The organism is Streptomyces sp. V3I7, assembly GCF_030817495.1.
Taxonomy (GTDB): Bacteria; Actinomycetota; Actinomycetes; order Streptomycetales; family Streptomycetaceae; genus Streptomyces.
Window position 1 is genome coordinate 6,345,342 of sequence record NZ_JAUSZK010000001.1, and the last position, 12,527, is coordinate 6,357,868.

Sequence of the window (12,527 nt, forward strand, 5' to 3'; positions counted from 1 at the left end):
CTCCCCTCAGCGAGAAGAACGCGACGCCCGGCTCACCGCGGCCGTCGGCGACGGCTCGGGGGTGCGGGGGAGCGGCACCGAGGAAGGGCGGAGCCAGGCGGGCGCGCCGGATCCGATGTCGGTGAGGAGCTGACGCAGGGCCGCCGTGCCGTGGGGCGTCGGGAGATGGGGGTCCAGGGCGTCCAGGGCGCGGTGGGCCCGGTGCCAGGCGCGGGCGGGGTGACCGTGCCGGTAGTCGGCCAGGGCCAGGGCGTGCCGGGCGAGGAGGGTGGCCCAGAGATCGTCGCGGACCTCGGGGTCGGCGGCCAGCGCGCGATGGGCGTTGCGGCGGGCGGACGTCGGGGCGGAGGCGGCCTGAACGACCGCGAGGGCGGCCCGGCTGACGGACGGTGACGGGCCGCCGGGGGCCCCTGGAGGGATGAGCTCGGCGGCCTCCTCGAAGTGCTCGGCGGCGCTCTCGGGATCGTTCTGCCGCAGCGCCAGCAGGCCCTCCACATGGGCGATCCGGCCCACGGCGGCGTCGTCACCGGCCGAGATGGCGGCCGGCCAGGCGCGCCCCAGCAGGGTGCGGGCCGTCTGCGGATCGGCGGCGGCGGTCAGCCAGGCCGTCAGCCACAGGGCCCGGACCGTCGCCGGGCCGTCGCTCTCGCACAGCGGCAGCAGCCGCGTCAGATGCTCGCGACCCTCCTCGGCCCGGCCGTACACCGCCCACCAGAACCACAGGTTGACCACGGTCTCCAGGGCGGCCTCGGCGTGATCGGTCTGGACCAGGGCGTAGCGGACCATCGCCGTGAGGTCGGCCAGCTCGTCCTGGACGATCTGGACGGCCTGCCGCTGGTTTCCGGTGCTCCACAGGTTCTCGGCGACGGCGGCGACCCCGCGGCAGTGCGTCACCCGCCGCTCGGCCGCCACCGGGAACTCGCCCGCCTCCTTCAGCCGTTCGGCCCCGAACTCCCGGGCGGCGCGCGTCATCCGGTACCGGGGCTGGCGTACCCCGCCCGGGTCGTTCACCGCCGCCAGCACCCCGACGGCCGCCAACTGGGCCAGATAGGCCGGGACCCGCTGCGGCTTCACGCCGCCGCCCGCGCACAGATAGGTCGCCGTCGTCTCGGCGAAGGTGTCCTCGAAGATGCTGGCGCGGCCCCACACCGTGCGCAGCCCCAGCTCGCACAGCACATAACCGGCGCCGACCGCCTCCCGGAGCGAGCGGTGGCGCCGTACGGGCGGGTGCGGGCTCGACAGCCAGCACTGATGGCGTTCGAGCAGCTCCGCGAGTTCGCCCATCGAGTGGCGGGCCGTCTGCGCGGCGGCCAGCTCGATCGCCAGCGGTACGCCCTCCAGCAACCGGCACACCTCGGCCGCCGCCTCCGGTTCGCCGTCGCCGGACACGCCCGCCACCGCACGCGCCCGGGCCAGCAGCAGCTCCACGGCGGGCGCCGGCCCGCTGTCGTCCCGCGGCGCCTCCACGCTCAACGGGGCCAGCCGCAGGACGCGTTCCTCCCCCAGGCCCAGGACGTGCCGCGAGGTCACCAGGACGCGCAGGGCCGGCATGGACATCAGCAGGTGCTGCACCAGGCGCAGGCACTCCGTGTGCCCGGGGTCCACGTCGTCCAGGAACAGCAGGGTCCGCGGGGAGCGCAGGCCGCGCCGTACGCCGGTGAGGCGGGTCGGGTCCGGGTCCTGCCGGGCTCCCCTTCCGGTGAGGGCCCGCAGGACTGTGGCGTCCAGGCTGCCCGGCTCGGCCGGACCGGTGCCCTGCCAGCGCACGCGGACCAGGCGCCGTGTCGTGCCCTGCGTGACGAGGGCCGCGACGGCGGTGGCCAGCCGGCTCTTGCCCACCCCGACCGGGCCGGTCACGGTCACCAGACGGTGATCGGCCAGCAGCTGGCGCAACTCCGCCACCTCGGGCCCGCGGCCGACCAGCTCGTCGGTCGCCCGGCCACCGGACGCGGAACGGCTGCCGGAGCCGCCGACGTATGTCCACACTTTCGTAACTCCCCGTACGTGATAGGCGCAAGCGACGGACGACGCAGCGGCGAAGTCCGTGATCAGGCAGTGCAGAACCGTCACTGCTACGGCGTCACGGCAACCCCAACGCGCCATGCGTGCGCCGGGTAGCGCTGTCGCGGCCGGTTCACACGCCGGGCTGAAGATCAGAACGTCCGTATGGGTCGTGCGGCCCCTGTGAGCCTCGCCCGGCCCGGCGCGTCACTGGCAACGACGGCGCACGAGTTGGTCCAGGAGCCGGTACGCGCGCTGTTCCGCCGCCGCGAGTTCCGCCGGTTCGATGCCGACCGAGTGCAGCTCCCCGGCGGCCGCGTCGTCGGCCTCCCGCAGCTCCACCACCGCCGCGGCGAGCCGCGCTTCCACGGCGGGGTCGGGTCCAGGGCTGTCGGCCAGGGCGTGCTCGGCGCACCAGGTGGCCTCGGCCAGTCCCGACATCGCGCGCTGCACGCGGACCGCCGCGTGCACATGGACCACCAGCAGCCCGCAGGCCACGCCGATGACGATCCCCAGGATGCTGCCCACCATCCGGTCGTAGACGAGCGTCTTCGTGGGTTCGGGCGCCGCCACGTCGCTGAGCAGCAGGGCCAGCGGGGTGAGGAAGACGACGCCCAGGCCGTAGTTGCGCGGGACGAAGTACTCCATCAGGAACTCGAACAGCACGATCAGGCAGATGACGGCCACGGGCGCCGGATGTACCGCCAGCACGCCGATCGTGATCAGCAGCCCGGCCGCCGTACCCAGGGCGCGCTGGATCGAACGCAGCACCGTCGCCCGGACGTTGACCGAGTGCAGCACAGCGGCCGCGGAGAGCGCGGCCCAGTAGCCGTGCCCGAAGCTCAGGAAGGCCGCCACCCCGCCCGCCAACCCGGTGCCGAGTGTCATGCGGAGCGCGGGCACGACGAGCCCGCCGGTGCTCGGCCGCCCGCCGTACGCCTCCCCGCCCCCGGCTCCGGTCGCCTGGCCGCCGTACTTCAGGGGAGCGGCCTCGGCCTCCTCACCCGGACCGGGCGGCGGGAACGCCTCCTCGGGCAGCGGCGGAAGCCGGCGGTACCGCACGGTGATGAGCCGGGCGTGCCGGCGCAGGTGCCGTGCCGTGGGGACGTCGGGCGGCTGCGGGCGTACGGACCGGATCAGCAGGGACCAGGCCAGATCGGCGAGGGGCACGCACCACTCGCGCCGACGCCCGTCCCGGCAGGTGGTGGCCAGCGGAGTCAGGCCCAGGGACCGGTACGCCTGGAGGAGGCCGGCGGTCGCCCGGTTCCGCAGCTGTGCGGTCCCCTTGGCGTCACCGCCCTGTTCGAGGAGCTGGGCGAGGTCGCGCAGGGCGACGGCCACCGCGAGCCGTTGCGGGCGGTCCGGCTGGAGCGGCCACGCCGCCAGCGACAGCGCCCAGGCGATGAACGCGCCCATCGCGGCCAGTGCCGTCTGTGTGAGGACGTCGACGGGGTGGTCCGCCGGGCCGTTGGCGGCCACCGCGAAGGAGAACAGCATCAGGACCGCGCCGAGCCCGGTCAACTGGGTCGCGTCGCAGATGAACTTGGCCAGCCCCGCCACCACCGCCATCGCCGCGATCACCGCGGCCGCACCCGCGGCGCTCGCCCGCGGGTCGACCAGCGCCGCCAGCCCCGAACCGAAGCCCACGCACGCCGTCATCGCCAGCGCGACCACGGCGAGGACGCGAGCGCGGCGTGCGTACGGCAGATTCCGCCCGAACGTGGTGGTGAACGCGCCCAGCATGGGGAACACGGCGAGCTGCGTCCGCCCGGTGAGCGCCATCGGCAGCGCCGCAAGGGCCATGGTCAGCGCCGCGCGCAGAGCGAACGGAAACGCTCCGTCTACTTTGTGCAGGGCGAGCGCGCCGCGCGGAGAGAGTACGCGCTTCGCTTCCGCGACTGAGATTCGCAAGCCGGTCCTGGTCCGAAAGTTCAGAAGTTCAGAAGGTCGGAAGGTCGAAGGTCTCGAAGGTCGGAAAGTCAGAAAGGGAACGGGGCGGGGTCGACGAAGGTGGGCGTTCGTACCGGATTCTAGTCGTTGGATGAGCAACCCTCGCGTGCACGAACGGTGCAAGCCCAGTGGCCCGAGCACCTTTCCCTCCGCAAGCTGAGGAGACCGGACTTGTCCGGGACGGACCGAGGAAAGAGGCAGGAGTTCCCCATGGCGAGTGATCCGACGCGACGCACCGGCGGCTCCGTACCCGCACGCCAGGCCTGGTGGGCGGTGCACGACCCGGCCCTGGAACTCGAGCATCTGTGGGGTGAGGTCAGCCGGCTGTTCGAGCGCGCCGCGGTGGACACGTCGGACGCGCCGCGCAGTTGGATGCCGGTCGCGGAGGAGGAGGACAAGGGAGACGCGTACGTCGTACGCGCCGAACTCCCCGGTGTTCCGCGCGACCGCGTCCAGGTGGAACTGGACGGAAAGGAACTCCACATCTCCGGCTCCGTCGACGAAACGGATTCGGGCAGCGCGCTCAGCCGCCGCAAGGGTTCCTTCTCCTACGGAATTCGGGTCCCCGGCGACGTGAATACCGAGGGCATTCAGGCTGACCTGCACGACGGGGTGCTGACCGTGACGCTGCCGAAGTCAGGTCAGCCCGCGCGCCGCGCGATCGAGATCGGGGTCACCGGCGCCTGACGAAAGCCCGTCACCCCGCGCCGGACGGGCGGGAGGAGGGGCTGTCCAGCAGGCCGCTGCGCCGCAACAGGGCGTAGCCGGCGCCGATGCCGAGGGCCACCGGCCAGTCGAGCGCGCCGACGATCCCCAGGACCCCGAGCCCCGCGTACATGGGCAGGCCGCCCGTGGGAGGCAGGAGATGCGAGTCCGACGACTTCTTGCCCGTGGCGGACGGCTTGCCCGCGGCGCTCGCGGGCGAGGCGGCCGTCTTCTTCGTGGCGCGCGTCGAGCGGGTGGGCGGGGCGGCCTTCTTGGCCTTCGCGGTGCTGGTGGTCCGGGCGCTGGTCTTCGTGCCGGTCGTCTTCTTGGCGCCGGTTGAACCTCTCGTACGCGAACTCGGCGTACTGCTCCGGCTGCTCGACCTCGGGGAGTTGGCGGGCACGAGGGCCTCCTTTCCGTGACGGCGCACGGTGGCTCGCCCTCGTGGCGGTACGAGAGCGGGTGGCCATTTCGTCTATTTTATAGCGTCTTGCGTTCATGCGTCCGGAGGGCAGTGTTGTGAGGCTGGCTGCGATCGTCCCCCAGCTCGTCGGCCTGGTCTCGGCGCCGGTCGAGACGACGCAGGCGGCCGCCCGGGAGGGCGCCGGCCTTCTCGCGCGGCTCGGCCGGGCCGCCTGGGCGGCGCTGTCCGACCTCCCCTCCGACCTCACCGAGGCCGCCGCGGCGCTCGCCGACAGCAGCACCGGGCGCCAGCGCCGCAAGGTGTGGGCCGAGTCCGGCCGCGCGCACATCGAGGTACGCGGCCTCTCCGGACCCGAGGCGACACCGGGCGGCCCGCGGCCCGCAGCGGTCGTCCGCGAGCTGTCCGCGCTGGAGGGCGTCGCCTGGGCCAAGGTCAACGCGGCCTGGGGCCAGGTCGTCGTCTCCTACGACGAGTCGCTCGTCTCCCTGGACGTGCTGCTGCGCGCGGTGGAGGAGAGCGAGCAGCAGCACGGGACCGGCGACCAGGCCTTTCCCCGCGATCTGTCCGTGCTCCCCTTCGAGACGGGACCGGCCTCCTGGGCGCGGGTGTCCCTGCTGGCGGACTGCGCGGGGATCGCGCTCGCGGCGAGCCGGCGGGTCGGACCGCTCAGCGCCCTGCCGGTGCCCGTCGTGCTCACCGAGAGCAACCCCCGGTTGCGGCGCATGCTGGAGAACCGCCTGGGCCGCCCCCAGTCCGACCTCGTGCTCAGCCTGGCCGGCGCCGTCGTCCACTCCCTGGCGCAGGGCTGGGCGCCGCTCGCGCTCGACGCCGTGCAGCGCACGCTCCAACTCGGCGAGATCAGCGAGCGGTTGGCCGTGTGGCGGCAGCGCGAGGCCGAGCTCGTCGGCGACGGGGACGGCCTCGCCGCACAGCGCGCCGGGCTCCTGCCCCGGCCGGTCCCCCTGCCCGACGGCCCGGTGGAGACCTGCGCCGACCGCACCTCCGCCGCGTCGGTGGCCGCGTCCGCCGGCTGGGCGGCCTGGACCCACGACATGGCCGGCGCCGCGCGCGCCTTCCTCGCCACCCCGCCCAAGGCGGCACGCATGGGCCGCGAGGCGTTCTGCGCCCGGCTCGGCCGCGACCTGGCCCGCGCGGGCATCGTCTGCATGGACGACCAGGTGCTGCGCCGGCTCGACCGGGTCACCACCGTCGTCATCGACGCCCCGGCCCTGCTCACCCAGCGCCCCCGGCTGCTGTCGGTCCAGCTCGCGCGCGGCGGCGACCTCGGCGAGCTGTGGCGAGCGGCGCAGGACGTCCTCGCCGGCTGCGCGCCGGACGACCTGGCCGGCCCCGGCCCCTGGGAGCGGGACGGCTGGCGGCTCCAACGCCCGGTCAGAAGCGGGGAGTCGGGCCCCGACGACCCGTCAGGACTCGAACTCGACGTGTACGACCCGTACGACAGACACCTCGGCCGGGTGCTCGTCAGCTGCGACCTCGATCCGCTGGCGCACGCCGTCGTCGAGGTCGCCGGTTCCCCCGACGTCCGGCTCCACCTCACCGACCACGTGGCCGTGGCCGAACTCCTGCCCTGGGCCAGCACCGTGCTGCCCTCGGGCGAGCGCACTCTCTCCGAGACCGTGCGCGACCTCCAGGCGGAGGGCGAGGTCGTCCTGCTCGTGTCCCGCACCGACGCCGAGGCTCTCGCGTACGCCGACGTCGGCGTCGCGGTGCCCACTGCCGCGGGCAACGGCACCGCCCACTGGTCCGCCGGCCTGGTCTGCCGCCCGCATCTCAGCGGGCTCTGGCGGATCCTCGACGCGACCCACACCGCCCGCAGCGTCAGCACCCGCTCCGCGCACCTCGCGGTGGGCGGCTCCGGGCTCGGCGCGCTCGTCGCGGCCGTCGGCGCCACCACAGCGCCCGGCATCCTGTCCCTCTCACCTGTCTACGGCGCCGCGTTCATGGCCCAGTGGTCGGGCGCCGGCGCCGCTCGCCGCCTCGCGAACAAGCCCCTCCCGCCGGAGCGGCTGCACATCGCCTGGCACGCCCTCGACACCCGGCAGACCGTGGCCCGGCTCACCACCCTCGGCGCGTTCGACGCCCCGCCCCCGGCGCTCCCCGAAAACGCCGCCCCGCCCTTCCTGGCCGGGATCGGCCGGTGGCCGGGCGAGGGGATGCGGCGCGCCGCCGAGGCCACCGGGCTGACCGGCGCGGCGCGCGTCACCGGCGAGCTGGCGCGCGCCGTCCGTGACGATCTGCGCGACCCGCTCACGCCCGTACTCGGCTTCGGCGCCGTCGCCTCCGCCGTCGTCGGATCCCGCATCGACTCCGCGCTCGTCTGCTCGGTGATGGCGGGCAACGCCGTGCTCAGCGGCGCACAGCGGATGCACGCCGACCGCTCCCTGCGCGGCCTGCTGTTCGCCGAACAGCCCACCGCCCAGCGCCTCGACCCCGCCACGGTGCGCGCCGCACGCCTCCACCGGCCCGACACCTTCGACGGCGTGGACCGCGAGACCGTCACGGCCGACGGCCTCAGCGTCGGCGACGTCATCGCCGTGGGCCCCTCCACCGTCGTACCGGCCGACGCCCGGCTGCTGTCCTGCACCGCCCTCGAAGTCGACGAGGCCTCGCTGACCGGCGAGTCGGTGCCCATCACCAAGGCCGTCGACGCCACCCCCGGCGCCCCGCTCGCCGAACGCACCTGCATGCTCTACGAGGGCTGCACGGTCGTCACGGGCTCCGGTTACGCCGTCGTGGTCGCCACCGGCGCCCAGACCGAGGCCGGCCGGGCCGCCGAGCTCGCCAAGTCCGCCTCCGCGCCCGCCGGTCTCGAGCGGCACCTCGCCGACCTCACCCGCATCGCACTGCCCGCCGCGGGCATCGGCGGCGCCATCGTCTCCGCGCTCGGCCTCCTGCGCGGACTGCCGGTGCGCGAGGCGCTCGCCTCCGGGGTCGCCGTCGCGGTCGCCGCCGTACCCGAAGGCCTGCCGCTGGTGGCCACCGTCGCTCAGACCGCGGCCGCAAGACGGCTGTCCCACAAGGGCATCCTCGCCAAGTCCGCCCGCTCCCTGGAGGCGTTGGGCCGCGTCGACGTCATCTGCTACGACAAGACAGGCACGTTGACCGAGGGGCGGCTGGCGGTCACCCGGATCGCCACGCTCGACCACACCGTCGCGCCCCACAGCCCCGTCGGCCGCCACACGCTGCGCGTCGCGGCCCGCGCCTGCCCGGGCGAGCCGGAACCGGACGCCGTACGCCACGTCCACGCCACCGACCAGGCCGTCCTCGACGCGGTGGCCGACCACACGCCGGACGACTCCTGGCAGCTGCTCCACGAGCTCCCCTTCGAGACCGGCCGGGGCTACTCCGCGTCCGTCGGCGTGGTGTCCGACAAGGTCTTCCTCGCCGTCAAGGGCGCACCGGAGAAGGTCATCGACTGCTGCACCCACGTCCTCGGCACCGGCGACGACGCCGCCGAGGGCGGCCCGGACCCGCTCGACGCGGCCAGGCTGCGCGAGGTGCACCGGCTCGTGGACCGCCTCGCCGGAGAAGGGCTGCGCGTGCTGGCCGTCGCCGAGTCCGCGCTCGACGACCCGCCCCACGACGACACCAGCGTCCCCCAACTCGTCGAGAAACTGACCCTGTTGGGCTTCATCGCCATCGCCGACACCCCGCGCGCCACCGCCGAGCGGACCGTACGGCGGCTCACCGAGGCCGGTATCCGCGTCACCATGGTGACCGGCGACCACCCACGCACCGCGGCCGCCGTCGCGCGCGGCCTCGGCTTCCCGGACGCTGACGCCGTCGTCACCGGCGCGGAACTCGACGCGCTGCCCGAACCGCTGCGCGCCCGCAAGGTCGCCCGCAGCACCGTGTTCGCCCGTGTGTCGCCGGAGCAGAAGGCACGGATCATCCAGGACCTCCAGCGGGTCGGCCGCGTCGTCGCCATGACCGGCGACGGCATCAACGACGCCGCCGCGATCCGCCTCGCCGACGTCGGCATCGCCGTCTCCGCCCACGGCTCGGCGTCCGCGCGGGCCGCCGCCGACGTCATCCTGACCGACCCGGACCCGCAGCAGATCGTCGCCGCCCTCCTCGAAGGGCGCACGCTGTGGCACAGCGTGCGCGACGCGATCGGGATCCTGGTCGGCGGCAACGCCGGCGAGATCGCCTTCACCGTGCTGGGAACGGCCGTCTCGGGGCGCGCGCCCCTGAGCACCCGCCAGCTGCTGCTCGTCAACATGCTCACCGACATGCTGCCGGCCCTCGCCGTGGCCGCCGCTCCCCACGGCTCGCCCGAGGACCTCGTGCAGTACAAGCCGTCGCACTCCCTGCGGGGCAGCGGGCTGGCCCATACGCTCGCCGTACGCGGGATCGCGACCGCGCTCGGCGCGGCGGCCGCCTGGCAGGTGGGGCGCATGACCGGACGGGCCCAGCGCGCCAACACGATGGGTCTGGTGGCGCTCGTCACGACCCAGCTCGGCCAGACCTTCGTCACCAACTGGCGCAGCCCGCTGGTCATGGCGACCTGCGCCGTCTCGATCGCCGTCCTGGCGGGCGTCGTCCAGACGCCCGGCGTCAGCCAGTTCTTCGGCTGCACGCCCCTCGGTCCCTTCGGGTGGCTCACGGCGACCGGCTGCTCCGCCGCCGCGACGGCCGCCTCCGCCTACGCACCCCGCCTGGCGGTCCTCGACCCCGGTGCCGAGGACGTCTAGAGCCTCGACCCTGGCTCCAGCCAGCCGACCCCGAGGCGCGGTCGTAGACTGGGCGAAATCGGGCGTCGGACGGGAGGCTGCCGCGATGCGAGCCGCGAAGGGCGATTGGCTGCTGATGCACGGCAGCACCGGATCGGAGAGCAAGGTCGCGCGGGTCGAGGAGGTCCTCGGCGGTGGCGACGATCCGCTGTACCGGGTGGCGTTCGAGAACGGCCGCGAGGCGATCGTGGCGCCTGGCCCGCACGCGCGCGTCTGCAGCCGGAAGAAGCCCCGCGCGGAGTCGATCCGCGCCGACGGGGACTATCTGTAGCCGTTCGAGCGCACGGGTGAGCCCGGGTGACGATCCGTCACCCGGGCTTTCGTCCGTGACGGGTCAGCAGGCGCCGACCCACTCGGTGGTGCCGTCGGTGAAGATCTGGTGCTTCCAGATCGGGACCTCGTGCTTGAGCGTGTCGATCAGCCGGCGGCACGCCTCGAAGGCCTCGCCGCGGTGCGGGCAGGAGACGGCCACGATCACCGCGACGTCGCCGATCTCCAGTCGGCCGGTGCGGTGCACGGCGGCCAGCGCGCGGACGGGGAAGTCGGCGACGACCTTCTCGGCGATCCGGCGCAGCTCGGCCTCGGCGCTGGGGTGGGCGCTGTACTCCAGGCAGGTCACCGGCTTGCCGCCGTCGTGGTTGCGCACGGTGCCGACGAACAGGGCGGTGCCGCCCGCGGTGTCGTCGCCGACCGCGGCGTACACCTCGTCCAGGGACAGCGGGGTGTCGCGCAGCTCGAGCAGGTTGATGGGGTCGCCGGTGGTGTCGGGCGTGTGCAGCATGATTCCTGTCCAGGGGTGAGGGGCGTGCGGGGGAGAGACGCGGACGTACGCGCGCGGAGCGGAGGGGCCGGCTCAGCCGCCCGCGAAGGGAGGCAGCACCTCCACCGTGCCGCCCTCGGGCAGCGCGACGTCCGCGTGGTCCCGTCCGCCCACCGGGTCGCCGTCCACCAGGAACGAGCAGGTCGAGAGCACCCGGGCGAAACGCGGCCGGTCAGCGTGCCGGGCGCGGGCCTGCTCCAGTGCCTCCGCGAGGGTCGCCGCCCGATAGGGATCTTCCGCCGTACCGGCTTCCGCCTTCGCGGCGGCCCAATAGCGGATGGTGCCGGCGGCTGCCGTCGCTGCCTCCATGGCCGTAACTCCTTTGTGCAATGACGTGGCTAATAGCTGGGGGCCTCACAGGGCCATTTTTGATGATGATGCCGAGGACGGCCACAATGCGCGGATCAGTACTCCTGGGGTATTTCTCCCCGCTGCCGACTTCCGTCGTCGTGATCCATCGCGGGCGGCCGTATCTCCGGTCGGTGTCAGCCGGGAATCTCCAGCACCTCCACGGACTCCCCCTGGGCGACTCCGCCGGCCGGGACCACCGCGAGCGCGCCGGCGAGCGCCAGCCCCCGCAGCATCGCCGGACCGTCGAACGGGAGCGGCACCACCGCGCCGTCCGCCGCCAGCACCGGCATGAGCCGGGTGTCGCGCGGATGGCCCGGCAGCGGCGCGGCCGCGGGCAGCAGCCGCGCGGGTGCCTGCGGATGGCCGCCGAGGCGGCGCAGCAGAGGCCTGGCCAGCGTGAGCGTGCCCGCGACCGCGGCCAGCGGGTTGCCCGGCAGACCGACCAGACGGCGGGCCCGGCCGTCGGCGGCGGGCGGCAGCTCGGCCAGCAGCATCGGATGACCGGGACGTACGGCGACGGAGTCGACCAATAGGCGCGCACCCGCCTCGGCGAGGGCGGCGTGCAGATAGTCCACCGGACCGGCGGCCGTACTGCCCGTGGTGACCACGACGTCGGCGGGGGAGTGGAGCACGGCCTCGCGCAGCAGCCCGAAGTCGTCCGCCACCCGGCGGCAGTTCACCACCTCGGCGCCGCAGCTCTCCAGCCACGGAGGCAGCAGCGGGCCGAGCGCGTCACGCACCCGCCCGTCGCCGGGCAGGCCCGACTCGAGCAGCTCGTCGCCGAGGACCAGCAGTTCCACGGTCGGACGGCGGTGCACCGTCAGCCGGTCGTACCCGGCCGCCGCGGCCAGGCCCAGCACGGCCGGGGTGATGACCGCACCGGCCGCGAGCAGCGGTTCGCCGGTACGGCACTCCTCGCCGCGCGGGCGGATGTCGCGGCACGCGGGCACGGGCTCCGGGCCGCGGTCGTGCAGCGAGCCGTCGTCCATGACCTCGCCGTGCTCCCGGCGCAGGACGGCGCTCGCACCCGGCGGCACCCGCGCGCCGGTCGCGATGAGCACGGCGGTCCCGTCGGCCAGCGGCTCGGGCCGGCCACCGGCCAGCACCCCGCTGCCCTGGAGCTTCCACGGCCCCGGCCCGGCCACGGCCCAGCCGTCCATCGCGGACGTGTCGAAGGACGGGAGGTCGGTGAGCGCGGCGAGGGGTTCGGCGAGGACGTGACCGAGGGCCTGGGCGAGGCCCCGGGTGACGGCGGGCAGCGGCTCTCCCACGCTGCCCGCCGTCGACCGAGCCTGCTCCCACGCGATGGCGGCGTGGCGGGCTCGGCCGTTCTTGGCCCGGTGCGCGTGCGACGCCGTGCCGGCTGGGGTGATCGGTGCTTCGGTCATCAGGTCCTTCAGGTCCTTCAGAGACTGTTCGGGCGGCGCGCCCCCGGTCGGCAGGCCGGCCGCCGCCGGCCTGCCGACTCCGCACGAGTGGGCGACGGGGCCGCTGTCCTGCCACTCGTGCTCCGCCCGCGCGG

Annotated in this window: 9 protein-coding genes; 3 read left to right on the forward strand and 6 right to left on the reverse strand. The window is 74.6% G+C overall.

Features of this window, described 5'->3' with window-relative positions:
* Nucleotides 1-6: 6 nt before the first annotated feature.
* Nucleotides 7-1,986 carry an AAA family ATPase gene (locus QFZ74_RS29315; protein WP_307623860.1) on the reverse strand — a complete coding sequence of 660 codons (1,980 nt, stop codon included), beginning with the start codon at nucleotides 1,984-1,986 and terminating at the stop codon, nucleotides 7-9.
* A 222-nt stretch (nucleotides 1,987-2,208) separates the two neighbouring features.
* Nucleotides 2,209-3,804 (reverse strand): FUSC family protein, encoded by a 1,596-nt coding sequence (locus tag QFZ74_RS29320; RefSeq protein ID WP_307623861.1) that lies wholly within the window; start codon nucleotides 3,802-3,804, stop codon nucleotides 2,209-2,211.
* A 357-nt stretch (nucleotides 3,805-4,161) separates the two neighbouring features.
* On the opposite strand from QFZ74_RS29320, the gene QFZ74_RS29325 reads away from it, so the two are divergent.
* Nucleotides 4,162-4,638 (forward strand): Hsp20/alpha crystallin family protein, encoded by a 477-nt coding sequence (locus QFZ74_RS29325; protein WP_307623862.1) that lies wholly within the window; start codon nucleotides 4,162-4,164, stop codon nucleotides 4,636-4,638.
* A 10-nt stretch (nucleotides 4,639-4,648) separates the two neighbouring features.
* On the opposite strand, the gene QFZ74_RS29330 is transcribed toward QFZ74_RS29325, so the two are convergent.
* Nucleotides 4,649-5,059 (reverse strand): hypothetical protein, encoded by a 411-nt coding sequence (locus QFZ74_RS29330; protein ID WP_307623863.1) that lies wholly within the window; start codon nucleotides 5,057-5,059, stop codon nucleotides 4,649-4,651.
* 116 nt (nucleotides 5,060-5,175) lie between these two features.
* Here QFZ74_RS29330 and QFZ74_RS29335 point away from each other — a divergent pair, with 116 nt between their 5' ends.
* Together QFZ74_RS29335 and QFZ74_RS29340 are read left to right on the forward strand one after the other, a co-directional pair.
* A complete protein-coding gene (locus QFZ74_RS29335) occupies nucleotides 5,176-9,795 on the forward strand; it encodes a cation-translocating P-type ATPase (RefSeq protein ID WP_307623864.1) in 4,620 nt (1,539 codons plus the stop codon).
* Between the two features lie 85 nt (nucleotides 9,796-9,880).
* Nucleotides 9,881-10,105, forward strand: a complete 225-nt coding sequence (locus tag QFZ74_RS29340; RefSeq protein ID WP_307623865.1) for a DUF1918 domain-containing protein — start codon at nucleotides 9,881-9,883, stop codon at nucleotides 10,103-10,105.
* Between the two features lie 63 nt (nucleotides 10,106-10,168).
* Here QFZ74_RS29340 and QFZ74_RS29345 read toward each other — a convergent pair whose 3' ends face one another.
* The 3 genes from QFZ74_RS29345 to QFZ74_RS29355 all read right to left on the reverse strand — a co-directional run bounded on the left by QFZ74_RS29345 (nucleotide 10,169) and on the right by QFZ74_RS29355 (nucleotide 12,393).
* Nucleotides 10,169-10,615 (reverse strand): molybdenum cofactor biosynthesis protein MoaE, encoded by a 447-nt coding sequence (locus tag QFZ74_RS29345; protein ID WP_307623866.1) that lies wholly within the window; start codon nucleotides 10,613-10,615, stop codon nucleotides 10,169-10,171.
* A gap of 72 nt (nucleotides 10,616-10,687) precedes the next feature.
* Nucleotides 10,688-10,963 carry a MoaD/ThiS family protein gene (locus QFZ74_RS29350; protein ID WP_307623867.1) on the reverse strand — a complete coding sequence of 92 codons (276 nt, stop codon included), beginning with the start codon at nucleotides 10,961-10,963 and terminating at the stop codon, nucleotides 10,688-10,690.
* 176 nt (nucleotides 10,964-11,139) lie between these two features.
* Nucleotides 11,140-12,393, reverse strand: a complete 1,254-nt coding sequence (locus tag QFZ74_RS29355) for a molybdopterin molybdotransferase MoeA (RefSeq protein WP_307623868.1) — start codon at nucleotides 12,391-12,393, stop codon at nucleotides 11,140-11,142.
* Nucleotides 12,394-12,527 lie beyond the last annotated feature (134 nt).

Bases quoted from the DNA above. Each gene is read 5' to 3' on its own strand.
- QFZ74_RS29320 (WP_307623861.1), bottom strand. From the start codon at position 3,804: ATGGCCCTTGCGGCGCTGCCGATGGCGCTCACCGGGCGGACGCAGCTC.
- QFZ74_RS29325 (WP_307623862.1), top strand. From the start codon at position 4,162: ATGGCGAGTGATCCGACGCGACGCACCGGCGGCTCCGTACCCGCACGC.
- QFZ74_RS29340 (WP_307623865.1), top strand. From the start codon at position 9,881: ATGCGAGCCGCGAAGGGCGATTGGCTGCTGATGCACGGCAGCACCGGA.
- QFZ74_RS29345 (WP_307623866.1), bottom strand. From the start codon at position 10,615: ATGCTGCACACGCCCGACACCACCGGCGACCCCATCAACCTGCTCGAG.
- QFZ74_RS29350 (WP_307623867.1), bottom strand. From the start codon at position 10,963: ATGGAGGCAGCGACGGCAGCCGCCGGCACCATCCGCTATTGGGCCGCC.
- QFZ74_RS29355 (WP_307623868.1), bottom strand. From the start codon at position 12,393: ATGACCGAAGCACCGATCACCCCAGCCGGCACGGCGTCGCACGCGCAC.